Origin of the sequence: Paenibacillus flagellatus (genome assembly GCF_003217775.1) — a bacterium.
In the GTDB taxonomy this organism is placed as follows: domain Bacteria; phylum Bacillota; class Bacilli; order Paenibacillales; family NBRC-103111; genus Paenibacillus_AB; species Paenibacillus_AB flagellatus.
Window position 1 is genome coordinate 1 of the sequence record NZ_QJVJ01000008.1, and the last position, 24,084, is coordinate 24,084.

At 61.5% G+C, this 24,084-nt stretch carries 19 protein-coding genes; 15 read left to right on the top strand and 4 right to left on the bottom strand.

Going from position 1 to position 24,084, the window contains the following annotated elements; translation table 11 throughout:
* The first annotated feature begins 354 nt into the window (after nucleotides 1-354).
* Entirely contained in the window at nucleotides 355-969 is a 615-nt protein-coding gene (locus DLM86_RS17675; protein WP_158289536.1) for an HD-GYP domain-containing protein, read from the top strand.
* A 133-nt stretch (nucleotides 970-1,102) separates the two neighbouring features.
* Here DLM86_RS17675 and DLM86_RS17680 read toward each other — a convergent pair whose 3' ends face one another.
* Nucleotides 1,103-2,950: an ABC transporter substrate-binding protein gene (locus DLM86_RS17680; RefSeq protein WP_110841391.1), complete on the bottom strand. Its 1,848-nt coding sequence runs from the start codon at nucleotides 2,948-2,950 to the stop codon at nucleotides 1,103-1,105.
* 123 nt (nucleotides 2,951-3,073) lie between these two features.
* On the opposite strand from DLM86_RS17680, the gene DLM86_RS17685 reads away from it, so the two are divergent.
* From DLM86_RS17685 to DLM86_RS17700, 4 genes are all read left to right on the top strand, one after another.
* On the top strand, nucleotides 3,074-3,289 hold the full coding sequence (locus DLM86_RS17685; protein ID WP_110841392.1) for a hypothetical protein: 216 nt from the start codon (nucleotides 3,074-3,076) through the stop codon (nucleotides 3,287-3,289).
* A gap of 324 nt (nucleotides 3,290-3,613) precedes the next feature.
* Nucleotides 3,614-3,949 carry a DUF1801 domain-containing protein gene (locus DLM86_RS17690; protein ID WP_110841393.1) on the top strand — a complete coding sequence of 112 codons (336 nt, stop codon included), beginning with the start codon at nucleotides 3,614-3,616 and terminating at the stop codon, nucleotides 3,947-3,949.
* Between the two features lie 29 nt (nucleotides 3,950-3,978).
* Nucleotides 3,979-4,332: an ArsR/SmtB family transcription factor gene (locus tag DLM86_RS17695; RefSeq protein ID WP_110841394.1), complete on the top strand. Its 354-nt coding sequence runs from the start codon at nucleotides 3,979-3,981 to the stop codon at nucleotides 4,330-4,332.
* The gene (locus DLM86_RS17700) at nucleotides 4,329-4,841 is read left to right on the top strand and encodes an SRPBCC family protein (RefSeq protein ID WP_110841395.1); all 513 of its coding nucleotides are present in this window, start codon (nucleotides 4,329-4,331) and stop codon (nucleotides 4,839-4,841) included. The genes DLM86_RS17695 and DLM86_RS17700 overlap by 4 nt, the downstream gene beginning before the upstream one ends.
* A gap of 54 nt (nucleotides 4,842-4,895) precedes the next feature.
* On the opposite strand, the gene DLM86_RS17705 is transcribed toward DLM86_RS17700, so the two are convergent.
* Nucleotides 4,896-5,168, bottom strand: coding sequence for a transposase (locus DLM86_RS17705; RefSeq protein ID WP_110841396.1), 273 nt, complete (start codon nucleotides 5,166-5,168; stop codon nucleotides 4,896-4,898).
* A 397-nt stretch (nucleotides 5,169-5,565) separates the two neighbouring features.
* Between DLM86_RS17705 and DLM86_RS17710 the strand changes: the two genes are divergently transcribed.
* The 5 genes from DLM86_RS17710 (at nucleotide 5,566) to DLM86_RS17730 (ending at nucleotide 12,741) form a co-directional block, all read left to right on the top strand.
* Complete coding sequence (locus tag DLM86_RS17710) at nucleotides 5,566-7,221, top strand: type 2 periplasmic-binding domain-containing protein (RefSeq protein WP_110841397.1); 1,656 nt, start codon at nucleotides 5,566-5,568, stop codon at nucleotides 7,219-7,221.
* A gap of 141 nt (nucleotides 7,222-7,362) precedes the next feature.
* Complete coding sequence (locus DLM86_RS17715) at nucleotides 7,363-8,319, top strand: ABC transporter permease (RefSeq protein ID WP_110841398.1); 957 nt, start codon at nucleotides 7,363-7,365, stop codon at nucleotides 8,317-8,319.
* Between the two features lie 16 nt (nucleotides 8,320-8,335).
* Entirely contained in the window at nucleotides 8,336-9,211 is an 876-nt protein-coding gene (locus tag DLM86_RS17720) for a carbohydrate ABC transporter permease (RefSeq protein ID WP_110841399.1), read from the top strand.
* A gap of 54 nt (nucleotides 9,212-9,265) precedes the next feature.
* Nucleotides 9,266-11,074 carry an NHL repeat-containing protein gene (locus DLM86_RS17725; RefSeq protein ID WP_110841400.1) on the top strand — a complete coding sequence of 603 codons (1,809 nt, stop codon included), beginning with the start codon at nucleotides 9,266-9,268 and terminating at the stop codon, nucleotides 11,072-11,074.
* A 173-nt stretch (nucleotides 11,075-11,247) separates the two neighbouring features.
* On the top strand, nucleotides 11,248-12,741 hold the full coding sequence (locus DLM86_RS17730) for a CAP-associated domain-containing protein (protein ID WP_110841720.1): 1,494 nt from the start codon (nucleotides 11,248-11,250) through the stop codon (nucleotides 12,739-12,741).
* A 96-nt stretch (nucleotides 12,742-12,837) separates the two neighbouring features.
* Here the strand turns inward: DLM86_RS17730 and DLM86_RS17735 are convergent, their stop codons facing one another.
* Entirely contained in the window at nucleotides 12,838-13,170 is a 333-nt protein-coding gene (locus DLM86_RS17735; protein WP_110841401.1) for a hypothetical protein, read from the bottom strand.
* Nucleotides 13,167-13,625: a MarR family winged helix-turn-helix transcriptional regulator gene (locus DLM86_RS17740; RefSeq protein ID WP_110841402.1), complete on the bottom strand. Its 459-nt coding sequence runs from the start codon at nucleotides 13,623-13,625 to the stop codon at nucleotides 13,167-13,169. Before DLM86_RS17740 ends, DLM86_RS17735 begins: the two co-directional genes overlap by 4 nt.
* A 469-nt stretch (nucleotides 13,626-14,094) precedes the next feature.
* Between DLM86_RS17740 and DLM86_RS17745 the strand changes: the two genes are divergently transcribed.
* The 5 genes from DLM86_RS17745 to DLM86_RS17765 all read left to right on the top strand — a co-directional run bounded on the left by DLM86_RS17745 (nucleotide 14,095) and on the right by DLM86_RS17765 (nucleotide 24,037).
* Nucleotides 14,095-15,477 carry a glycine--tRNA ligase gene (locus DLM86_RS17745; RefSeq protein WP_110841403.1) on the top strand — a complete coding sequence of 461 codons (1,383 nt, stop codon included), beginning with the start codon at nucleotides 14,095-14,097 and terminating at the stop codon, nucleotides 15,475-15,477.
* A 182-nt stretch (nucleotides 15,478-15,659) separates the two neighbouring features.
* Nucleotides 15,660-20,423, top strand: coding sequence for a golvesin C-terminal-like domain-containing protein (locus DLM86_RS17750; protein ID WP_110841404.1), 4,764 nt, complete (start codon nucleotides 15,660-15,662; stop codon nucleotides 20,421-20,423).
* A 117-nt stretch (nucleotides 20,424-20,540) separates the two neighbouring features.
* A complete protein-coding gene (locus tag DLM86_RS17755; RefSeq protein ID WP_110841405.1) occupies nucleotides 20,541-21,509 on the top strand; it encodes an ABC transporter permease in 969 nt (322 codons plus the stop codon).
* Nucleotides 21,510-21,522: 13 nt separating this feature from the next.
* On the top strand, nucleotides 21,523-22,392 hold the full coding sequence (locus tag DLM86_RS17760) for a carbohydrate ABC transporter permease (protein ID WP_110841406.1): 870 nt from the start codon (nucleotides 21,523-21,525) through the stop codon (nucleotides 22,390-22,392).
* A 58-nt stretch (nucleotides 22,393-22,450) separates the two neighbouring features.
* Nucleotides 22,451-24,037 (top strand): extracellular solute-binding protein, encoded by a 1,587-nt coding sequence (locus tag DLM86_RS17765; protein WP_158289537.1) that lies wholly within the window; start codon nucleotides 22,451-22,453, stop codon nucleotides 24,035-24,037.
* The last annotated feature ends 47 nt before the right edge of the window (nucleotides 24,038-24,084 follow it).

The following is a 24,084-nucleotide window of genomic DNA, read 5'->3' on the forward strand; positions in this document are numbered from 1 at the left end:
CATCTCGTCGGCTTCTTGTATCACCGCTAGCTTCTGTTGTGCACTCCATTTTTGGCGCATGAAAAAAACTCCCCTTATAGCAGCAGGTTTTATTATTTCACCTGACTACTTTAAGGGGAGCATATCAGTCGGCTGCCTTAGGGGTAGCCCCTCGCGGAGACGGTCTTTTTGCCGTTGCCGTTCCCCTCTATTCCTATCGGTTTTTCCATCGCATTTTTTCGAATAGGAGCATCTTCCTAACGTCTTCGGGAAGGAAATAAGAGGAAACGGTGATGTTCGTTTTCGGACAAGCGGCGCATAATGAAGAGGCATCGTGAGAGAAACCCGGAATCGACTGGACGGGAGCGTGCTCGGTTGAGCGCCAAAATCGGGAAGGATCGCCCATTCGCCTTTTGCTCGGTTCGCCGGTTCGCCGCGGAGGATTCGTCTTCTTCGCTGCTGCGGCGCATGCTGAGGTATCATCGCCAAACGTACGAGCATACGATCCGCGTGGCGGGGTATGCCTGGGAGCTGGCGGCCGAGCTCGGCCTTCCGCCGGCGGAACGGGACGTCGTCCTCCGGTCGGCGCTACTCCACGACATCGGCAAGCTGGAGGTGCCGCTTGCCGTGCTGGACAAGCCCGGATCGCTTCTGCCCGAGGAATGGGACGCGATGAGAAGCCATTGCCGCCGCGGCGACGCCTTGATCCGTCTCGCGGAATCCGTCGGTCCGGTCGACAGCGAGATGATCGTGTATCATCATGAAAACGTCGACGGCAGCGGCTATTACGGCGTGCCGGGGGCGATGCTGAACGTTCGGGTGAAGCTGCTGCGCGTCGTCGACAGCTTCGACGCCATGACGGTCGACCGGGGCTACAACCGCCCCCGCACCCGCGAGGAGGCGCTCGCCGAGCTGACGCGCTGCCGGGGCCGGCTGTACGATCCGGACGTGACGGACGCCTTTAGCCGGATCGTCTACCGGGCGGGCTGAAATCCCGCGTTTCTTTTCCGCCGACCCGCTCCGCGCTTCCGTCCGCTGCCCAGCCGCCGACTCCGAGCGAATGTCCTGCCGTTTTCCCCCATCCATCCGTACCCGTCCCGTCATCGCCGAGGCCTTCGCCGTCTTATGCCGGATTGTCGACCGCCGCCGCGGCTTCTCCGGCTTCCGGACCCGCATCGTGCTGAAACCAAATGTGCCGGAAGTCGATCCAGCCGAGCGTGTTGAACTGGACGCCCTTCACCGAAGGGTGGAGGGAGGTGCTCAGTTTTTTGTGCAGCAGGAACAGAAGCGTCCGCTCCTCGTTTTGAAACCGCTCCAAGTCGTCCAGCATCGCTTTCCGCTTCGCTTCCGAAGGCTCCCCGAAGACGGCCGCGATCGTCCGGTCGCACTTCGCCTTCATCGAATCGGCCATATACAGGCGGATGAAGCTTTTTTCCGCCCTGAAATTTTCGATCCGCGATACTTCGTCCTCGTCCAGCACGAGCTGATTCAGCATGCCGTCCGCCCGGGACAGATCGTCCGAGTCGAGCAGCGTCAGCCACGGCCGCACGTCGACGACGATGTTGATGCCGAACTCGCGGCACCTTCTCTGCAGCCAGTAGGCGTCGGGGGAATGCTTGTCGCTCGACAGCAGACGGAACGTCTCCCCGGCGTAGCCCGACTGCCGCAGCAGCTCCCTCGCGAGCTCGGGGTCGTAGGCCGGGTCGTCCTTGGACGGGTCTGGAGCCGGATCGAAGCCGCGGGCCGGGTACATCCGGTTGCCGCCGAGCTCCTCGACCATGCGGCCGCGATCCGCCAAATGATGAAGCGCGTGACGGAAGGCGAGGCTGCGCTGGGGGCCGTCCCGGTTCAGATTGAACGTCAGCAGGCTGCTGCCGGAGAGGAGCGTTTCCTTCTTCCGCCAATTCGGCTGGTGCAGACCGGCGAGCGTTTCGTTGTGGCGGACGACCTGGTTCCACCGCGGCTCGAGGAATGTCTCGCAATCCTCCGGCACGACGATGATCTCCACCCGGTCCAAATGCGCCCTCCCGAAAAAGTAGGTCGGAAACGCCTCCAGCACGCACCGGTTCGGCTGATTGACCGTCAGCTGGAACGGTCCCGTCCCGACCGGCTCCCGGCCGAACCGTTCCTCCTTCTCCTCGCATACGTCCCGCGGCACGACCGAGGCGCACGGATTGCTGACGAACCGCAGGAACAGATGGTTCGGCGTTTTCAGCCTGATCCGGAGCGTCCGCCTGTTGACCGCCTCGATCCGTTCGATGCCGTCGAACATCCACCGGTACCGGGAAGTCCCGTCCTCCCGGCGCAGCCGCTCGAACGTATACGCCGCGTCGTCCGCGGTCAGCTCGCGCCCGTGATGGAACGATACGCCTTTGCGCAAATAAAACGTCCACGTCCGGTTCGTCCCGTCCGTCTCCCAATGGTGGGCGAGCCGGGGGAGGAACGTGCCCGAATGCCGGTCGAAGCAGACGAGCGTGTCGAACAGCTGATTGATGATGTGCAGATCGAGCGCGGAATACGTCACGATCGGGTCGAGCGAGTAGAACGATTGCGTGACGGGGAACCGGAGAACCTCGACCGCGTTCCGCTCCGTCCGCTCCTCCTTGTAGCCGAAGTAGGCGGACAGCCATTCCCCGAACCGTTCCTTCGCCGACGTGCCTTCGCCGTATTGGCGGATCAGCTCGAGCGCCTCCGGCACGTCCCCCCGCTGCGCCATATGCCGCGCGTTGTCCATCAGCATCCGCTCACGGTCGACGAGGAAGGCGAGCGCCGACCGGTTGCCGCGGCCGCGCCCGGGCGTCCAGTCGATCCAGCCTTGCTCGGCCATCTTGCGGACGACGAGCTTCGCGTTCCGTTCCGTGCAGTACAGCTTCCGTGCGATATCCTCGAGGGTCACCGGAATCGGCTCCCGGTCGGCAAAAGGGGAAAAGGAGCGGTGCAGCAGCAAGTATTGCTGGGAAAGATGAATCATCCCGATCACCCCGCGACGTCGATTTGTGAAAAAAAGGGGAAGTCTTTTGCGTTGATTATACTCTTTTTATCCCCTTTTGACGAGATACAATAGAAGCAGAAGAAACGAAACGGAGTGATCGAGATGATGAACCACCATGAAGCGGAGTGGCTGTACGAATTCGAGCGGGAGCGGGTGGAGCGGATCGCCCGGAACCATTGGAAAGTGGCGGCGGGCGGGAAGGAGTCGGAAGGCTCCGCCGTCGATCGGGCGTGGAGACGGTTCGGCGCGGCGGCGGCCGGATTGGCTTTCGCGGGAGCGGGAGCGGCGGCGCTCGCGTGGGGACTGGTCTGGAAGTGAGACGGCGGCACCGATGACGGTTCGTTGCCGGAGATGCGAAATGTACAGGGACACCGGCTGCGTGCGTCGGCGTCCCTTTTTATATTCGATGGGCCCGCGCTTCGCCCGATACATAGGAAGGCGAAAGTCTTGTCGGCGGGCTTTTTTCTTTTTCTCCGAGTCATCACAAATCCATAAATATTCCTTGACAGGAATATTCATTATTGGGTATATTATAGACATGAACTGGAAAACAATGAAGGGCAAGCGAAGGGCGGGCGACCGCAATGCCCGAGAACACGGATTGGGTTTCCAGTATTTTCAGGAAAGGGGCCTATGAATGGTATGAACCAGGAAGTCACGTCCTTTATCGAGAACCTTCCGGCTTGGCAAGCCGAAGTCGGAGAGAAGCTCCGGCAAATGGTCCACGAGACGATACCCGGAGCGGAGGAACGCATCCAGTACAAGAAGCCGCACTTTTTGAAAAACGGGCATTATGCGGCCGTCATCTCTCCCTCGAAGGATGCCTTGGCGTTCATGATCATGAATGCGACCGGTCTCGAAGTGCCGAAGAGCTTCGAGGGACCGGCCGAACGGAAATGGCTGAAAATACGCGAAGGCGATTCGCCCGATTACGAGCTGCTGGCCCAACTGCTGAAGCAGGCTTCCAGTACGCTGTAAACGGAATCGATCGGAAGGGGGAGGAAGAGATGAATACCGTTGCACTGAGCGCCTTGGCCGAACCCAACCGATTGCTGATTGTGGAATTGCTGCGAGACGGTCCCTTGACGGTTGGCGAGGTCGCCGATCGGCTCGGTCTCCGTCAGCCGCAAGCGTCGAAGCATCTGAAGGTGCTGCACGAGGCCGGCATCGTCGATATGCGCCCCGAGGCGAACCGGCGCATTTACCGGCTTCGGCCGGAGCCTCTGAAGGAAATCGACGATTGGCTGGAGTCGTTCCGCGGCTTATGGGAAGCGCGGTTCGATCACCTTGCCGATTATTTGAGAGAACTGCAAAAGGGAACGCTGCCGTTTCCTTTTCCATCCAAGGAGGATGAATCATGACCGAAAAACAGGAACAACGCCAAGGACTGCTTTTGACCCGCGTCTTCGACGCCCCGCGCGAATTGGTATTCCAGGTATGGACGAACCCGGAGCACTTCGGGAAATGGTGGGGGCCGAAAGGGTTCTCGCTCGAGGTCGTCCAAATGGACGTCCGCCCCGGCGGCATGTTCCTCGGCTGCCAAAAGTCGCCCGACGGCAGCATGGCCATGTGGGGAAAGTTCGTCTACCAAGAGGTGAACGCCCCGGAAAAGCTCGTGTACGTCCAGTCGTTCTCGGACGAGAAGGGGAATACGATTCGGGCGCCGTTTAATCCGAACTGGCCGCTCGAGATCATCAATATTTTGACATTGGAACCATCCGGCGATAAAACCGTTCTGACCTTGCAGGGCGGCCCGCTGAACCCGACGGAAGAGGAGCAAGCCGCGTTCGACGCCATGGCTCCGATGGTCCAGCAAGGCTTCGGCGGCACGTTCGATCAGCTCGCCGATTACTTGGCCAGCCAGCGGTAAGCCGCTGCATGAAGAAAAGCACACAAAAAATCCCGCCCTTTCGGACGGGATTTTTCATTTATCCCCGCGGTCCACGTGGCCGCGCGGCGAGCTGTGGCCGGTTTGGGCGTTTTTGTCGGCCAAGTTCAGATGGGCGTGCTCGGTTTCGCCCGTGATGCTGTCGACGTCGAAGCGGACGAGCTTCCAAGCCGTGCTGCCGAGCTGCGGGTCGGCTGGGAAGACGTCGCCCTTGCGGAAATATTCCTCGCGTCCCCATTCGTTCGAATAAACGCCGCCGACTTCGACGGGCTCGCCGGACATCGGCTCCATGCGGTCGTTCTCGCTCATCGGTATCCTCCTTGCTCGTTCTGTGCGGTTGACGCGAAATTCCATTCGCCGGTCGCACCTGTTACTATGCCCAAAACCGGCAAAATCATGAAAACCGGTTCCGGTTAAAAAGGGAGACAAGTTCAAGACAACTTCAAGTCAAAAAATGACCACCGGGAAGTTCGGTATTGTCTATCGGGAGCGTTTTCAAATTACTTACAATGACTAAAGACGAGTAATCGTCATATACATGTCGTATACACCTATGGGAAGGCGTTCGGGGTCGGGGCAAAGGAAGCGGGTGTGCAGCCGATCGCCGGAAAATTGAAAGCGCTTCACAAAAGAGCGAGCGCGCATCGCGCCACCCGTACGGGGTATCCCGCACGAAGCGAAACGAACGGAAAGGGGATCAGATCGAATGAGCAAAACGAACCGAAAGTGGATGTCGGCGATCGCCGTCATGGCGTTGGCCGGCATGGTCGTATCGGCATGCTCCGGCGGCGGAAGCAAAAATCCGGGAGAGGGGCAGGCGCCGTCCGGGGGCGACAATCCGAAGGCGAAGGAAAAGATCGAGCTGTCCATGTTCTACAACAACTCCGGTCTCGAGCATTACCCGCTCGACACGACCGACCCGAGCAACAACCCGTATATTAACATCGTCGAGAAGATTGCCAACGTCGATTTGAAGGTCGAGGTTCCGCCGTACAAAGATTTCCAGACGAAGTTCAATCTGCTGCTCTCCTCCGGGAAGCTGCCGGACATTCTCCACACGAACTACCCCGATCCGACGTACAAGGCGGCCCGAGACGGCGCGTTCATCGACTTGAAGCCGTATTACGACAAGTCTCCGATCGTGCAGAAGGTCGTCACCCCGCAAATGATGGAGCTGGCGAAAGACCCGGTAAGCGGCAAATATTGGCGCATCCCGATGGCCTACGACAAAGGCCCGCAGGGCGGCGGCATTTACGCCCGCTACGATCTCGTCGAGAAGTACAACGGCGGCAAATGGCCGGGTACGGTCGAGGAATGGGTCGACCTGCTGCGCAAAATCAAGAAGGCCGAGCCGGACTCGATCCCGATGTCGACCCGGATCGTCGGCGACCAGCTGTTCGCCTACGGCGGCGCCGTCTTCTTCAACCTGTACGGGGCGAATCCGTACGGCTACCGGATTCAGGGCGGCAAAGTAACGCCGAACGTCGTGCTGCCGGAATATCGGGCCGCCGTGGAGCTGATGCGCTCGCTTTATGCGGAAGGGCTGTTCGACAAAGAGTTCGCGACGACGGATTCGACGAAATGGTTTACGAAATGGGCCAACAACAACGTGCTGTTCCAGTGGAACAGCGCCGATCAAATTTTGCCCGGCCAAGCGTCGATCATGACGACCGGCACGGACGTGCAGAAGAAATACGTGTACATGTTCGCGCCGCCGCTGACGAAATATCCGTCCGTGCTGAAGGATCAGAAGTACGCCACGGTCGGGCTCGGCAACCCGATTCAGACGCACGGCCTGTACATCTCCGCGTCGGCCAAGGACAAAGACCGGGCGTGGGACGTTATCGAGGCGTTCGCTGCGGACGAACTGAAGGAGACGATTTTCTGGGGCAAGGAAGGCGAGACGTACACCGTCAAGGACGGCAAGAAGGTGCCGATTCCGGAGAAGCTCGGCGCGAAGGAACGGACGTGGGCGAGACACCTCGCGTTTCTGTTCGGCTTCACGGACGGCCAGGATGCGCAGCAGGCGCTCTATGAGCTGCAAATCGGCAACCCGCTGTTCACGAAAATCAAGGACAGCATGACCGTGCTGCAGAAAGAAGCGGAGAAGGTCGGCTTGGGTTCGCTGCCGATGTATGCGGAGCCGGACGACGTGCTCAAGAAAAACTCGGAAATGATGCAGGCGATCAACAAATTTACGACCGAGGCGATTATGGCCCGCATCTCGATGGAGCAGTTCGATCAGGAGGTCAAAGCCTGGGAGCAGAAGTACCGCGCGCTCAAGTACGACCCGATGCAGAAATATATCGACGCCAACAAAGAAAAGCTGCGCAGCCTCGGCTACAAAATGGTCGACTGGTAAACCGCGCCGCGCCGCGTCGGGCGGTTCCCGGCGCCGCAAAGCCCGCGCAGCTTGACCGCCGCTCCCCGAGTCCGCTCCCGGCGCACCCGCTCCGGGAGCGGACGGATATAGGGAACATTCATCCAAGGAGGTGCCGATCGTTTGAACGAATCCGCCGCGCTGGCCGACGCTCCCGTTCCCGTTCCGGTGAAGCCGAAACGCCGGAAGGTGAGGGTCAAGACGCTCGTCTCGCTTTATGTGCTGTTTGCGCCGACCGCCGTTTTGCTGTTTTTGTTCAACTACGTCCCGTTGTACGGGATCATTATCGCGTTCAAGGACTATTCGATTTACAAAGGCATTATGGGCAGCGACTGGGTCGGCTTCGAGAACTTCCGTTATTTTTTGAACGACGACAAGTTCTGGTCCGTGTTCAAAAACACGCTCATCCTGAACTTTTACGACCTGCTGTTCGGGTTTACGTCCCCGATCGTCTTCGCGCTGCTGGCGAACGAGCTGTATCAGCGGACGTTCAAGCGCGTCATGCAGACGATTTCGTACTTGCCGCATTTTTTGTCCTGGATCGTGGTGTCCGGGGTGTTCTATTCGTTCCTGTCTCCCGAGACGGGGCTGTTCAACCGGTTCCTCGGCGTATTCGGCGTCGACCCGATCTTTTTCATGACGGAGCCCGGGCTGTTCCGCGGCATCCTCGTATTCGCGGACATCTGGAAAGGCGTCGGCTGGTCGGCGATTCTATACTTCGCGGTCATCGCCGGCATCGACAGCAGCTTGTACGAGGCGGCCTGGATCGACGGGGCGAACCGGTGGCGGCAGGTGATCCACATTACGCTGCCGCATATGGTGCCGATGATTACGCTCCTGTTCCTGCTTCGGCTCGCGCATCTGTTCAGCATCGACTTCGACCGGATTTTCCTGATGCAGAATCCGCTCGTCTACGACGTATCCGACGTCATCAGCACGTATGTGTACCGGCTCGGCCTCGAGCAGTCCCAATACAGCTTGACGACGGCGATCGGCCTCACGCAGAGCGTCCTCGGCTTCCTCCTGCTCGTCGGGTCGAACCGGCTGTCCAAGCGGCTGACCGGGCTCGGCATGTACTAAGAAAGGAGGGACCTGGATGCATCGCTATTTGTCGCCGTCGCGAATCGTCTTCCAATTGTTCAATTACACGTTTTTCGTCGTATTCTGCATTTCCATTCTGGTGCCCTTCATCAACGCGATCGCCATCTCGCTCAGCAGCTACCACGGGGTGCTGTCCGGCAAGGTCGGGCTGTGGCCGATCGAATTCCAGCTCGATTCGTATATCAAAATCGCCGGAAACTATACGTTTCTGCGCTCGTTCGTAAACACGGCGGGGCTTACCGTCATCAATACGGTGCTGTCGGTCATCGTCTCGCTCTGCGCGGCGTACGCGCTGTCGCACAAGCTGTTCGTCGGCCGGGGCGCGGCGATGACGTACATTTTGATCACGATGTTTTTCAGCGGCGGTCTCATCCCGACGTACTTGAACGTGATGAACCTGGGGCTCGGCAACACGTATTGGGCGCTGATCCTGCCGGGGCTTGTCAGCCCGTTCTACATCATCGTCTACAAAAACATGATCGACCAGCTGCCCAAGGAGCTGCTCGAGTCGGCCGAAATCGACGGCGCGGGCGAATTCCGCCTCCTGTTCCGCATCGTGCTGCCGCTCGTGCTGCCGATGACGATGGCGTTCGTCATATTCAGCGCGGTGGCGCATTGGAATCAATGGTTCGGCGTTCTGCTGTACATCAAGGAGAAGTCGATGTGGACGCTGCAGTTTCAGCTGCGGGAAATTTTGAACAACGCCCGGCTCGAGGACGAGACGCTGAACCCGCTCGGCCAGCAGATCATCCATCCCGAAAATTTGAAGATGGCGGCGCTTATGGTCACCATTCTGCCGATTATCGTCATTTATCCGTTCGTGCAAAAATATTTCATCCACGGCCAGTTCGTGGGCGCCGTCAAAGGGTGAGGGACCCGTCGTTTGTCCCCCGCGGACCGCGGACGGCCATAAGGAGGAAAGCCGATGGAAACCCGAATCGGGGAAACGATCTATACGGAAGCGGCGGAGCCGTGCCGCAACTTTTGCATTCTCGGCGTGACGCCGCTCCTCGACCCGAAGGACGGGCGGGAGAAGCTCGTCCTGTCCAACTTCGCCGCCGGCTCCGTCGGCAATCTCGTGTTCGTCGATACGGAAAGCGGGGAAGGCGAGTCGATTCCGCTGCCCGGCGATTCCGGGGCGTGGGCGCTTCTTGCGCTCGGCGACCGGCTGCTCGTCGGGACGTGTCCCGACTACGGCTACCTGCACAGCCTGGACTTGCGCACGAGGGAATGGGCGGAGCCGCTGCGCATCGATTCGGAGACGTACATCTGGAACTTCGCGCTCGGATCGGACGGCATGGTATACGGCGGGACGTATCCCGGCTGCGCGCTGCTCCGGTACGACCCGGGCAAGCATGAGCTGACGAGCGTCGGGCGAGTGTCGGACAACGCGAAAAACTTGTACAGCCGCAACGTCTACGGCGGCGTCCCCGGCCGCATTCTCGTCGACGGCGGGTTCGACGAGCCGTTCCTGCGGGCGTGGAATATCGCGGCGGAGACGTTCGAGCCGTTCGGTTCGTCCGGCGAGACGATCAGGGCGGCGAACGAGTCGTTCGTCTGCACCGAAGCGGACGGCAGCCTGCGCTTCTATGACGCGAATACGCTGCAGCCGGTTGAGGGGGCGGCGGCCGACGAGTGGGAGCTTACGCTCGAGGAGAAGGAGACGGTCGTCCGCGGCCGGCTTCGCGTCCGGTTCGTCCGGCTGCGGGACGGCTCCCGGGCGGGCGTGAAGGGGCAGGACTATTTCGTCCTTCGTCCGGGCGCCGACGAGCCGGTGTTCCGGCCGATCCCGGTTCCGGCTCCGGCGACGCGCATCCATACGGTCATCGCCGACGGCGACGGCGTCCTGTGGGGGTCGAGCGGCTTCGGGCAGACGATCTTCCGCTACGACCCGCGGGACGGCTCGTCTTGGAACTCCGGCGCCGTCTGCGATGCGGGCGGCGAGGTGTACGGCATGGCGTTCGTCGGCGGCGAGCTGTTCATGGCCGCCTACGCCGGCGGCGACCATATCGTCTACCGGCCGGATGAGCCGTGGGACCCATACGGCAACGTCAACCCGCGGACGCTGCGTTCCGTCGGGCCGGAGCTGATCCGGCCGCGGGCGAAGACGGTCGTCGGGCCGGACGGCGGCATATGGACCGGCTGGGCGGCCAAGTACGGCGTCTACGGCGGCGGCTTGTCGCGCATCGACCCGGCGACGAAGGAGGTCGCCTCGTGGTACGACCCGGTGCCGGGCCAGCAGCTGTGCGGCTTGGCGGCCGACGGCGAGCGGCTGTACTTCACGACGGATACCGGCGGCAACGGCCTCGCGGCGCGCGACGAGCCGTGTCATTTCGCCGTCTGGGAGCCGTCGGAAGGCCGCGTGACGTATCTGCACCGGTTCGAGCCGGGGGAGCGTCCCGGCTTCGCGCTGGCCGCCGATTCGCGAGTCTGGGTATGCGTCGGCACGGACATCGCCGCGTTCGACCCGGCGTCGACGGCTTTCGTCGGCCGGATCGGGCTCGGCGAACGGTGCGGCTGCCTGCTCGCGGCCGGATCGGGCCGGATCGCGGCGTTCGGGGAGAAGACGCTCTATTGGATCGATACCGCGACGATGACGGCCGAGGCGGCCGGTCCGCTGCCGGGGCACGTCTCGACCGCGGCGCGGACGCCGGACGGCACCGTCTACTTCAATTGCTACGGCACGAAGCTGTACCGGCTGAACGCGCCGGTTCCGGTACCGGGCTCCCGTTGACGAGTCCCGGCCGACAACGTTCAAGACCGCTCGGAGAGCGCGAAAGCTCCGGGCGGCCTTTTTCCGTTTGCGCGAACCGGCTCAAATTCCCTCCCGCCTCCCGCAAAAAAACAGGAACCGGCGCCTTCCGTGTCGAAGTCGTTGGGACGGCAACCAGAAGGAGGAGATGGATGATGAGAAAGAACGGTTGGAAACGGTTGGGGACATGGGGAGTCTCGGCGCTGCTCGTCCCGGCGCTGCTCGTCGGCGGCTCGTGGGTCCCGGCGGGAGGGAGCCGTGCGGCGATGGCGGCTTCGGCATCCGCCTCGACGTCCGGCTTCACGGACGTCGCGTCCCATTGGGGGAAGGCGACGATCGATTGGGCCGTCTCGAAGGGGATCGTCGACGGCTTTGCCGACGGCACGTTCCAGCCGGACAAGACGGTCAGCGAGGCGCAGTTTTTGGCGATGCTGCTTCGCGCGTTCGCGGGCGACGCGATCCCTGCGGCGGGTGCCGACGCGGCGTGGTATGCGGGCTATTACGCCTACGCCTCCGAGCTGCGCTGGCCGGTCGACCCGGCTCATGCGGACGCCCCCTACTCGCGCGGACAAGTGGCGCGGGTGCTGGCCGCGTCGCAAGGGCAGGACCTCGATACGGCGGGGGCCGTCCGCTACTTGCTGGAGCGGGGGCTGGCGACCGGGAAAACGTCCGCCACCGTGGAAGGCTTCGGCGTCGACGACCGGCCGACCCGCGCGGAAGCGCTCCAGTTCATCCGCAACCTGGCGGATAAACATCTCGTCCTGAAAGGAATTCCCGCCCCTGCGCGGGCGTTTGCGGTACGCGGCGTATCGCTCGGCGATTCCGCCGAGTCGGTGCAGTCGAAGCTGGGTACGCCGGCCCGCAAGGATGCGAGCGAGTACGGGTTCGAATGGTACGTTTATAACCAAGATTACGCCAGCTACGCGCAAATCGGCATTTCCGGCGGGAAAGTGGTCGCCTTGTATACGAACTCGACGAGATGGGCGTCCGACAAGCCCGGAGTATCCCCGAGCGCCTCGTCGGCGGATATCGTCAAGACGTTCGGCCGACCGCTCGATTCGATTACGAAAGGGTTCACCCGCTACATGCTGAACAATCCGGGCGAAGAGGAAGGCGTGTACGAACTCGACGGCGGCTACGTCACCTTTTTCTACGACACGCACGAGAACGACGCGCTGGAAGCGATCCAGATCGTCTCCAAGGAGGCGGAGGAAGCGAAAACGGACTATTACGGCACGCCGAGCGAAGCGCTGCGGATCGCGTTCGAGCGGGAGACATTCGATCTCGCCAACGCCGCGAGAGTGAAGCGGGGACTCAAGCCGTTCGTCTGGGACGACGCGGTGGCCGGTACGGCGCGCAAGCATAGCGAGGATATGGGCGTCAAAGGATACTTCGACCACAAAAGCCCGACGGGAGAACGGCTGGCCGACCGGTACGAAGCGGACGGGATCGACTACCGCTCGGGCGCCGAGAACATCGCCGCCGGTCAGCCGAACGCGATCTACGCCCATGCGGGCTGGCTCAATTCGCACACGGGCCACCGCGAAAGCTTGCTCGGTCCGGAGACGCGGCTCGGCGTCGGCGTCTATTTCGGCGGCAAAATGCACGTGTACTACACGCAAAACTTTTACACGCCGATGAACGGGTAGCGCCGGCGGCGATATCGCACTTGCCGGAATAAGCAAAGGGGGCTTGCCGTTCGAGGCCAGTTCCCTTTGCTTGCCCAGTGCGGCCGGCGTAGGCCGTTACCATCCGAACGTCAGCAGCGTGTAGACGACGAAACCGATCGAGAGCGCGGCGGAAGCGAGATGCAGCGCGAGCGGGAGTGCGGCTCCCCTTCGGTGCGAGCCGGCGTGGCTCCGATGGCGGCGAAAGAAGCGGTACAGCGTAAAACCGGTCATGGCCAATACGACGACGATCATGAACCGCCGCAGCCACAAAAATTGCGCCATCGAGGCCATCGACCCTCCTAGCGTGTACAGAAGCGCCATGTGCAGCCAATGGTGCGAGGAAACGACGACGGCGAGCAGGAGCGAAAGGATGGAGGCGACCGATTGGCGGAATGACGAATATTTCACGGGTGCACGTCCTTTCCGGCATCGCGGCGCTCCAGCGCCTCCGCGAACAGCCGAAAGCCGTCGGCGATGCGGCGCTTGTCGTCGTCGGTCAAATGGCCGATGACCGATTCGTAGTAACCGATCGACTGGCGGCGGACGTTGCCGATCGTGCGGACGCCTTTGTCGGTCAAGGTGAGGCGGACTTCGCGGCGGTTCGTTTCGTTTACTTGTCTGTCGACGAAGCCGGCTTTCACGAGGCCGTCGGCCAAGCGGCTGACGGAGCTTCTTTCGAGCTTCAGCCGGTCCGCGAGCTCGGTGACCGATAGCGCTCGCGCCGTTTCAAGCTCCTGCAGCGCGAACACTTGCGACAGCGACAACGCGTAGCCGCAAGGCGTCACGGTTTGCTCGAGCAAGCCGAACCGGCGAATGAACAGCTGCACCGAATCGCGCAGCTCCGCAAGCAGGAAGGGGGGCATAGACAGACCGCCTTTCGTGAATTGGTGTATTATACATATGTTGTATTATACACGGGTTTGGGCGCTCGGACAATCTCCCGATCGGATCGCGGCGACCGCCTCGATTGATTTTTTCGCGCAACTTGGGTACAATGAGGAGCAAAGCATACATGCGGCCGTGAAGGAAGAATAGTACCCGCAGCCACTTTCGTACAAGCGACCCGGGGACGGTGAAAGCCCGGGGGAAGTAGCGGGGAAAAGGCGGTCCGGAGCCGCGACCGAAGAAAGGGGACGCGCGATCGGCTTACCGATCGTGCCGGCACGCACGGCTTCGTGCATCCGGCTAAGCGCGTCAACTAGGGTGGAACCGCGGGCGCTGCCAACCAAGCTCTCGTCCCTAGGCATAGTTCCTTTATGCCGTGGGAGAGAGCTTTTTACTATGCTCCTCGACATGGCGCACCAATCCAAACTAGTCAAGGAGTGAACGAAGATGAGTGTCAACATGGATCAAATCGTAGCGCTGGCGAAGCACCGGGGCTTCGTGTTCCCGGGCTCGGAAGTGTACGGCGGCTTGGCGAACACGTGGGACTACGGTCCGCTCGGCGTCGAGCTGAAAAACAACATCAAGCGGGCGTGGTGGAAAAAGTTCATCCAGGAATCGCCGTACAACGTCGGCCTGGACGCGGCCATCCTGATGAACCCGCAGGCGTGGGTCGCCTCCGGCCACGTCGGCAACTTCAACGACCCGATGATCGACTGCAAGCAGTGCAAGGCGCGCCACCGCGCGGATAAGCTGATCGAGAACGCGCTGTCCGAGAAAGGCATCGAGATGGTCGTCGACGGCTTGTCGTTCGACCAGATGCGGGCGCTCATCGAAGAGCACGCGATCGCTTGCCCGGACTGCGGCAGCCGCGACTTCACCGACATCCGCCAGTTCAACCTGATGTTCAAGACGTTCCAAGGCGTGACGGAGTCCAGCTCGAACCAAATTTATTTGCGTCCGGAGACGGCGCAGGGCATCTTCGTCAACTTCAAAAACGTGCAGCGCACGATGCGCAAAAAAATGCCGTTCGGCATCGGCCAAATCGGCAAAAGCTTCCGCAACGAAATTACGCCGGGCAACTTCACGTTCCGGACGCGCGAGTTCGAGCAGATGGAGCTTGAATTTTTCTGCAAGCCGGGCGAAGATATGAAATGGTTCGAGTATTGGCGTTCGTTCTGCTTCGAATGGCTCAAGTCGCTCGGCTTGAACGAGGAGCACATCCGGCTGCGGGACCATTCCGAAGACGAGCTGTCCCACTACAGCAACGCCACGACCGACATCGAGTTCAAATTCCCGTTCGGCTGGGGCGAGCTGTGGGGCATCGCGGACCGCACCGACTACGATTTGAAGCAGCATATGGAGCATTCCGGCGAAGATTTCCACTACATCGACCAGGAGACGAACGAGCGGTACGTGCCATACTGCATCGAGCCGTCGCTCGGCGCCGACCGGGTGACGCTGGCGTTCCTGATCGACGCGTTCGAGGAGCAGCAGCTCGAGGGCGACGACAGCCGCACGGTGCTGCATCTGCATCCGGCGCTCGCGCCGTTCAAGGCGGCCGTCTTCCCGCTGTCGAAGAAGCTGTCCGACGGCGCCGGCAAGGTGTTCGCCGACTTGGCGAAGCATTTCATGGTCGACTACGACGAGACCGGCTCGATCGGCAAGCGGTACCGCCGCCACGACGAGATCGGCACGCCGTTCTGCATCACGTACGACTTCGAGTCGGAGCAGGACGGCCAAGTGACCGTTCGCGACCGCGATACGATGGAGCAGACGCGTCTGCCGATCGCGGAGCTGAAGTCGTTTATCGAGAGCAAGCTCATGTTTTGATTCGCTGTAGGAGGGAGGCCGCAGGTCGCGTCGCGATCTGCGGTTTTTTTCGTTCCTCGAACGCTCCACCGTTTCCAAATAAATTGAACGATTTTCAAAGATTACGTGAGGAACGCGAGGTCCCGATTGTGTTGTAATGTAGATGGGGTGCACCCTACTTGACGGGATGAGGGGATGGAAGGATGAAGAGGAAGCTTTCGATGCTGCTCCTGGCGATCGTGCTCGCGGCCGGCCTCGCGCCTTGGCCGATGGGGACGGGTTCCGCCCGGGCGCAAGCGGCGACGGCCGATGCCGATATCATCATCGACAACGGTCAGCCGGGATACGCCGAGTCGGCGGACGGCAACTGGACGACCAGCCAGCTGCAGGGGTACAACCATACGACCACGCGCTACCCGTATTCGTCCGCTCCCGGGGTTTATGCCCAATGGAGCCCGACTCTCGCGAGCGAAGGCCGGTACCGGGTATCCGTGTATAAGGTCGTCCATGCGAATGCCGAGCCGAAGGCCAAGGTGGACATTCGGCATAACGGCAAGACGGAGACGACCGTGCTGAACTACCAGACCGGTACGAGCGGGTGGGTCGATCTCGGCGATTTCGATTTCGCCGCAGGGCCGGATCAATACGTCCGAATTACGCAGGTAACCCAAGGGCTGCCGATCCGGGCGGATGCCGTCCGTTTCCGCAAGCTGGAGACGATCGCCTCGCTGACCGTGCCGGCTGATACGAAGTCGGCGCCCGTCGGCACCGAAGTCGTCGTTGCGTTCGATCGTCCGATGGACATCCGTACGCTGACGCCGTCGAATATCGTGCTGAAGGAAACGGCAAGCGGTACGGTCGTCGCGGCGACCTATTCCGTCAACCAAAATGGAACCGCTTACACCATGCTTCCGGCGGGCGGACTGCGAGCCCAAACGTCCTACACGGTCGAAGTGGGCGAAACGGTGAAGAACGAGAGCGGAACGCCGTTGTACGGCGGATTCCGATTCGACTTCCGGACGGAGCCGGACGCGACGAGGCGGTACGATTTCATCCGGCCGGAGCATTTTCAAATGCGGCCCGGCACTTGGACGTACAGCACCTCGCCCGGCTCCATCTCGCCGAAGATTATGATCGGTCTGCCGGAAAAGGACCCCGCCGCCGCATTGCCGGCCCGCGTCGACATCGAGTTGGAGCGCGGAGGCACGTACCGAATCTGGGCGAGAGCCCGCGATTACGCGACGAACCAGCCGGGTACGCGCTTCTTCCGCGTCGGCGTCGACGGCCGGCTGCTGAACGAGGTGTTCGGCGACCACGGCAAGGAGGGCTTCGCCTGGGAGGATGCCGGAACGGTGGAGCTGACGGCGGGCCGGCACCGCCTGGAGCTGGTCGACACGTCCGGATTTTATCCGCGGCTGGACGGAATGTTCGTAACGGACGACCTCGACTTCGTACCGCCGGATACGCTGGAGGAAGCATTGCGGGTCGACACGATAAGCAAGAAGGCTCGGGCCGCCCTCCGATACCCGGAATGGGCTCGAACGGATGCCGAGCCGATCCGGACGGCGTTCATCGAGAACGGCGACGTTCGCGTAGCGTTTTACGAGGTGCCGACCGCGAACGGGCCGGTTATTCAGAAGGAAACGTATCTGCGTTCGCCGTCGGGAGGCGCATGGGTGAAGCAGGACGACCGCACCGATCCGTACGGCTACTTGCTGCTGTATACCGAGGAACAGGCGGAGAAACCGTTCAATGTGCTGGACCTTCATTATTTGCTGATTAACCAGCCGAACGGCTCGACATCTTGGCTCATTCCGACGAGTCTGGAGACGGTCGACGCGAAGACCGTCCGGCTGACGGCGGAACGCGACGACGTCCGGTTCGCCGCGACCTGGACGATCCCGGACGGCGGCGCCGATCCGGTCGTGACGACGAGGCTTACGGCCAAACGCCCCGGATCGTACAGCCTGGGCATGTTCAACGCACCGGAGAAGCCGGTGGCGGACACCGATTTTATGCTGCTGCCGTTCCAAATCGTCAGCAAGAGGCTGCCCGACGAGTTCACCCTCGTGACCGAGCAGTACGCCTCGACGCCGCTTAGTCTGGTCACGCTTCCGGCAAACGGCGAGCGGGGGCGGGCCAGCTTCGGGGTCGTCGCCGATCCGGCCGAAATTCCGAACCGTTGGGCGTACGGAGACAATTCCAGGTTCGGCCTGTCGATCCGCGGAACGGAAGGCGGCGTGCTGCCGGGGCTGTTCGCGCCGCTGTTCGGTTCCCCGGAGGCGTCGCTGTCCGCCGGACAATCGTTCGAGTTCCGGTACAGGCCGGTCACGCGTCCGGGGGAGTGGTTCGAAGCGTACCGGCACGTGGTTACCGACGTGTTCGGGCTGACGGATTACCGGAGCAACGTGAACGTCTCGTTGACCGAGGCGCTGTTCAACATGCAGGAGCTGGCGATGGACGATACGTTCGGCGGATGGGACGACAAGGCGAAGGCGCATTACAACATGGAGGGAAGAAACGTCGCATCCCAAGGCTCGCCGCTCTCGCATCTTCAGTCGTACCTGCTTACGGAAGATCCCGACGTCTACGAGCGGAGGACGATCCCGACGCTGGAATATTTGCTGACGCACGGCAGCCTTCACTTCTCGGCGACCGGGCCGCACGGAGGGATTCTCGATCTGAAGGGGAAGCTGTCGCCGGTAGGCAGTCCGGTGAGCGGGTTCGGCACGAGCGTGTTCGGCGGCGCGTACTTCATGACGAAGGGGCAGGTGCCGCTGCTGCGGCAAATCGGGATGGACGGGGGCGTCCGGCACCAGAACGCCTACGCCAACGACGGCGTGCCCCGGTGGCACGAGTACTTGATGCTGTATACGTACACGAAGGATTCGGCGTATTTGGCGGAGGCGATCGCGGGGGCGGACCGGTATATCGCGGAGAGGCTGGAGACGCCGGATACGCGCATTCCCGCGCACGAGTCGTTCATCAATATCTCCTACGCGCCGTATTGGCAAGGACTTCTGGATTTGTACGAGGTGACCAAGGAACGGAAGTACCTGGACGCGGCCCGGGAAGGGGCGCATCGCTGGATGACCTCGGTTTGGACGCAGCCGTCCGTCGCGTCCGGAGACGTCACCGTCCGGGCGGCCGACCTGCCCGATCGCGCCGTTATGTCCCAGAGCTTCGACGGGTATTGGAGGGGGGACGCCAAGATCCGGCTGGGGTATCCGGACAACATGCCGCTGCTTCGGGACGAAACGGTCCCGGCCTGGCAGCTGTCGCGCGTCGGCCTCGGGCTCGAGCAGCGAAGCACGTTTTCCCGTTCCGGCAACATCATGATGTCCAACTGGGCGCCGGATCTGATGCGCCTCTCCCTGCATACGGGCGACCCGCTGTACGAAGCCTACGCGCGCAACGCGATCATCGGCCGGTTCGCGAACTACCCCGGCTATTATTACAACCAGAACATGACGCATCCGATGAAAGCCGACTACCCGTACGTCGGACCGGATTTCACGAACATTTACTACCACCATATCCCGGCCATGATCGGCTTGACCGTCGATTTCCTGATGGCGCAGGCGCAGAAACGGTCGGACGGGCAAATCGATTTCCCGGCCGTCCGGGAGCAAGGGTACGCCTATTTCAACAACAAGCATTACGGCTTCGCGCCGGGCAGGCTGTTCGGCGAGTCCGACATGTGGTTGTGGATGAAGCCGGGGCTGTTGTCCGTGAACAGCATTCAGGCCGACTGGGTGGCGGCGCGCAAGGACGGACGCTTCGCGGCGGCGCTGATGAACGAATCCGGCGCCGACATCGAGGTCGAGGTGCGGCTCGGCGATGAGGTGACCGGCGGCGTGCCGGGCTTCGGCGGAACGGCAACGGTATACGATGCGGCGGGGAATGCCGGCACCGCGATCGTATCGGACGGCAAGCTGTCCGTCGTCATTCCGGCGCGAGGCTTGATCGCCTTCGCGATCGATGCGCCCGACGTGACGAAGCCCGGCTTCGCCGACGTCGCGACGGATCGTCTCGTCTCGGAGCCGCTCGGCGGCACGGTGGCCGAGACGGGGCCGACCCCGGAATTCGGCCGGGGCATGGTGCTGCAGCTGAATCCCGCCGAATACGTCGCTTACGTGTATACGCAGTTCATGCCGGACCGGATTCGCAAGGCCGAGCTGGAATGGCGGATCGGCGAAGGGGAGTGGCACAAGACGGAGACGGAGGCTTATCCGTTCGCTTTCTCGATCCGCGTGCCCGACTCGAGCCGGACGTTCTCGTACCGGGTAAGCGTAACCGACCTGGCCGGTGCGGTCCAGCAGTCGCCGGTGCGCACGATCGCTCCTCTGGACGGAGCCCCGCCCGTCACGTCCATCGAGATCGACGGCGCCTCTGCGCCGACGAACGGCTGGCACAGCGGGCCGGTGACGGTCGCGCTCGCCTCCGCGGATCGCGGATCGGGCGTGGCGCAGACGGTGTACAGCGTAAACGGGGGCGACGAGGTCCCGTACACCGCCCCGTTCGTGCTCGACTCCGACGGGGAGTACGACATCGGCTACTACAGCATCGACCGCAAGGGCAACCGCGAGGAGCGCAAGACGGTCCGGGTCCGGATCGACCGAACCGCCCCCGAGCTGATCGTGTCGGCCGACCCCGGCGTGCTGCGCCCGCCGAACCATAAGCCGGTGCCGATTCATGTCGACGTCCGCGCCGCCGATTCTTTATCCGGGCTGCTGGACTACCGGCTTGTCTCGATCGCGAGCGACGAGCCGGACGACGGCACCGGGGACGGCGGGACGAGCGACGACGTCGGCGAAGCCGAATTCGGCTCGGCGGATACGGACTTCACCCTGCGGGCGGAACGGTCCGGCCGGGGAGACGGCCGCAAGTATACGATCGTATACGAAGCCCGGGATCTCGCCGGGAACGTTCGGACAGCCGAAACGACGGTGAGGGTTCCGCATTAGGAGCGCGGATAAGCAAAACTCCAAATTTTTTGGAGCAATTGCCATAGATCGGGGAAATATCGGCTTCCGGCTCTTGTTATACTGGCATCACCACACAAGAGAAGGAGACTTCGACCTATGGAAGCAACGGACTCCCTCAGCGGACGGCCGCAGGTTCCCCCGGACGCGGCTGCGGTCCGTCCGCTATGGCGGCTGCGGCGCAATCTGAAGCAGTACCGGATGATGTACGCGCTGCTCTTGCCGGGACTCGTCTACTTTACGCTGTTCAAGTACGTGCCGATGGCCGGCGTCGTCATCGCGTTCAAAAACTACAATTTGATGCAGGGCATCTGGGGAAGCCCTTGGGTCGGACTCGACAATTTCCGGTTGTTTTTCGAGGGCGTCTACTACAAGCAAATTTTGGCCAACACGATCACGATCTCGCTCTACAAGCTCGTATTCGGCTTTCCCGCGCCGATCGTCCTGGCTCTGCTGCTGAACGAAGTCCGCCTCATGTGGTTCAAGCGGGTGGTGCAGACCGTCACATACTTGCCCCACTTCATCTCGTGGGTGATCATGTACGGGCTGCTCACCGCGCTCTTGTCGCCGGGAAGCGGATTGGTCAACCTTGTTCTGATGGAGCTCGGCATGGACCCGGTTTCGTTCCTAACCGAGCCGTCGTGGATCCGGACGATTCTCGTGTCGACCGATATTTGGAAGGACGTCGGCTGGGGGGCGATCCTGTACTTGGCGGCGCTGGCGGGAATCGACCCGAGCCTGTACGAGGCGGCGACCGTCGACGGCGCTTCCAAATGGCGCCAGCTGTGGCACATCACGCTTCCCGGCATACGCAGCGTCATCATTCTCATTCTGATTTTGCGGCTGAGCCATATTTTGGACGTCGGCTTCGACCAGGTGTTCATGATGGCGAACGTGTTCAATCAGGAAAAGGCGGACATCATCGACACTTGGGTGTACCGGATCGGCCTGCAGCAGATGCAGTTCGGTCTGGCGACGGCCGTCGGCCTGCAAAAGTCGTTGATCGGTCTCGTGCTCATACTCGCCGCGAACCGGATCGCCAAGAAGTTCGACGGCCAAATCTGGTAAGGGGGGACGTGCGATGAAGCGAATGACGGCGAAAGAGAAAGGGACGCAAGCGGTCATCATGCTGCTGCTGGCGCTGCTCGCCGCCTGCTGCGTATTTCCGTTCTTCTACGTGGCGAGCCTGTCGTTTACGACCGCGGGGGAAGCGATCAGGCGGGGCATCGTGCTCATCCCCGAGCATCCGGTGCTGAGTGCTTACGAGCAAATTTTCTCCGGGACGCTGATCACCCGGGCTTATCAGGTGACGCTGTTCGTCACCGTCGTCGGGACGGTTCTGAACCTGCTCTTCACGACGGCTACCGCGTACCCGCTGGCGCGCAAGTCGCTGCCTGGACGGAACGTGTTCCTGCTGTACATCATCTTTACGATGCTGTTCAGCGGAGGGATGATCCCGCATTTCTTGCTGGTGAAAAGCCTCGGGCTGCTGAACAGCGTGTGGGCGCTGATCATTCCCGGGCTTCTGAGCGCGTACAACATGCTGATCATGAAAGGATTTTTCGAGCAGCTTCCCGAAGGGATCGAGGAGGCGGCCCGCATCGACGGGGCGGGCGAGCTGACGATGATCGGGCGGATCGTGCTGCCGCTGTCCGCGCCGATCATCGCGACGCTGGGCCTGTTTTACGCGGTCGGCCACTGGAACAGCTTCTTCGACGCCATCCTGTACATCAACGATCCGTCGAAATTCCCGCTGCAGGTCGTGCTCCGCGGCATATTGCTCGGAGCGGCCAATCTGTCGGCGGACAATCCCGAATCGATCGATGCGGTCAACCCGCTGTCGATCCAGATGGCGGCCGTCGTCGTCGCCACGGTACCGATCCTGTGCGTCTATCCGTTTCTGCAAAAGCACTTTACGAAGGGGGTGCTGCTCGGGTCGGTCAAAGGGTAACGGCACACGCATGCGTTTCGTCATGCACAGACAGGCAAATCACAAGGAGGGGCGTCCCATGCTTATTCGCAAAACGATCTTGACGGCAATGGCCGCGATTACGCTCGCCGGAACCGCCGCAGCCTGCGGGAGCACGGAACCGAAGGAGCCGCCGTCGGGCGGAACGGGCTCGAGCCCGACGGCGAGCCCGGATTCGGGCAAAGACAAGACATACAAAATCACGATGTACAACCTGGCTACGTTCAATCCGAACGCTCCGGTATTGCCGCGCGAACAGGATCCGGTCCGTCAAATGATCGAGAAGGCGATGAACATCGATCTCGAGATGATGATCGTGCCGGAGCAGGCGTCGGCCAAGCTGAACACGCTGATCGCCTCGGGCGAGGTGCCGGATCTGATCTATTTCGGCAACCGGACGACGTCGGTGAAGTATTACGAGCAGGGCGTGACGGCCGAGCTGGACGATTACTTGAAGAACGCGCCCGCGCTCGTCCAGCATTTCGGCCCGTCCCGCTGGGAGCCGATGCGCTACAAGGGCAAGACGATCGGCATTCCCGGGACGGAGGGCGTGGCGGGGATCAACGGGCTATGGATTCGCAACGACTGGCTGAACAGCTTGAACCTGAAGGTGCCGACGACGCCGGAGGAGCTGTTCGAGGTCATGAAAGCGTTCACCTTCAACGACCCGGACCGCAACGGCAAGAACGACACGTACGGCTTTGCGCCCGGCATCACCAAGGAAGGAACGTTGGCCAACCTGGGATGGGACCAGATGTTTTGGATGTTCGGCGTCAATCCGGGCAATTTCGATGTCGTGGACAACAAGCTCGTCAGCCATAACCTGGATCCCCGGATGAAGGAAGCGGTCGCCTACGCGAACAAGCTTCTGTCGGAGAAAGTGGTGGACCCGGACTGGGTGACGTTGAACACGGTCCCTCAGGTGCAGGATAAGCTGTTCAAAGGCCGCAGCGGCGTCGTCGTCACCGATTGGCGCAGCATGGAGCCGGGGGCGCAGCAGAAGATGAAGGAGACGATCGGCGAGGTGCCGGACTGGATCGTCATTCCGCCGATGAAGGGGCCGCACGGCGACCAGATCAATTCGTACGACGTCTTCCAGAACGCCCAATGGGCGGTCTCGAAAAAAGCGGCCGGCGATCCGGGCAAAGTTCAGCGCATCGTCGACCTGCTGCAATATATGTACACGGACAAGGAGGCTTACAAGACGATCGTGTACGGAATCAAGGACGTCACTTGGAAAGAAACGAACGGCAAGCCGGAGATGATCGCGCTCGATTCGGTACAGTCCAAAAATTACGAATGGCTCGGGCATTACCGGTTCCCCCGTAGAGCGAACGACGACATTTATTTCAACTTCAAAAATCCGAAAACCGTCGAGTATCACGCCATCAACCGGAAATATTTGAAGCCGAACAACGTCATGCCGTACATCGTGCTCGACCCGAACGACGTGCTCGCCCAAGACCGCGAGAAATATTGGAACGAGATGCTGCTCAAATTCATGACGGGCAAAGAGCCGCTCGCCAAGTGGGAGGAATTCGTGGGCACGCTGAACGCCAAGTTCAAAGCCGGGGAGCAGCTGGAGAAGGTGACGCGGCAGCTGAAGGAGCAAGGGATCATCCGGTAGCCCCGCAACTGTGGTATGATCATGGCAGAGAAGCTCGGACGAGGTGA

Excerpts from the sequence above, each read along its gene's own strand:
- DLM86_RS17760 (WP_110841406.1), top strand. The coding sequence starts at position 21,523 with ATGAAGCGAATGACGGCGAAAGAGAAAGGGACGCAAGCGGTCATCATG.
- DLM86_RS17720 (WP_110841399.1), top strand. The coding sequence starts at position 8,336 with ATGCATCGCTATTTGTCGCCGTCGCGAATCGTCTTCCAATTGTTCAAT.
- DLM86_RS17725 (WP_110841400.1), top strand. The coding sequence starts at position 9,266 with ATGGAAACCCGAATCGGGGAAACGATCTATACGGAAGCGGCGGAGCCG.
- DLM86_RS17765 (WP_158289537.1), top strand. The coding sequence starts at position 22,451 with ATGCTTATTCGCAAAACGATCTTGACGGCAATGGCCGCGATTACGCTC.
- DLM86_RS17700 (WP_110841395.1), top strand. The coding sequence starts at position 4,329 with ATGACCGAAAAACAGGAACAACGCCAAGGACTGCTTTTGACCCGCGTC.
- DLM86_RS17740 (WP_110841402.1), bottom strand. The coding sequence starts at position 13,625 with ATGCCCCCCTTCCTGCTTGCGGAGCTGCGCGATTCGGTGCAGCTGTTC.
- DLM86_RS17690 (WP_110841393.1), top strand. The coding sequence starts at position 3,614 with ATGAACCAGGAAGTCACGTCCTTTATCGAGAACCTTCCGGCTTGGCAA.
- DLM86_RS17710 (WP_110841397.1), top strand. The coding sequence starts at position 5,566 with ATGAGCAAAACGAACCGAAAGTGGATGTCGGCGATCGCCGTCATGGCG.
- DLM86_RS17750 (WP_110841404.1), top strand. The coding sequence starts at position 15,660 with ATGAAGAGGAAGCTTTCGATGCTGCTCCTGGCGATCGTGCTCGCGGCC.
- DLM86_RS17705 (WP_110841396.1), bottom strand. The coding sequence starts at position 5,168 with ATGAGCGAGAACGACCGCATGGAGCCGATGTCCGGCGAGCCCGTCGAA.
- DLM86_RS17730 (WP_110841720.1), top strand. The coding sequence starts at position 11,248 with ATGAGAAAGAACGGTTGGAAACGGTTGGGGACATGGGGAGTCTCGGCG.
- DLM86_RS17695 (WP_110841394.1), top strand. The coding sequence starts at position 3,979 with ATGAATACCGTTGCACTGAGCGCCTTGGCCGAACCCAACCGATTGCTG.
- DLM86_RS17680 (WP_110841391.1), bottom strand. The coding sequence starts at position 2,950 with ATGATTCATCTTTCCCAGCAATACTTGCTGCTGCACCGCTCCTTTTCC.
- DLM86_RS17745 (WP_110841403.1), top strand. The coding sequence starts at position 14,095 with ATGAGTGTCAACATGGATCAAATCGTAGCGCTGGCGAAGCACCGGGGC.
- DLM86_RS17755 (WP_110841405.1), top strand. The coding sequence starts at position 20,541 with ATGGAAGCAACGGACTCCCTCAGCGGACGGCCGCAGGTTCCCCCGGAC.
- DLM86_RS17685 (WP_110841392.1), top strand. The coding sequence starts at position 3,074 with ATGATGAACCACCATGAAGCGGAGTGGCTGTACGAATTCGAGCGGGAG.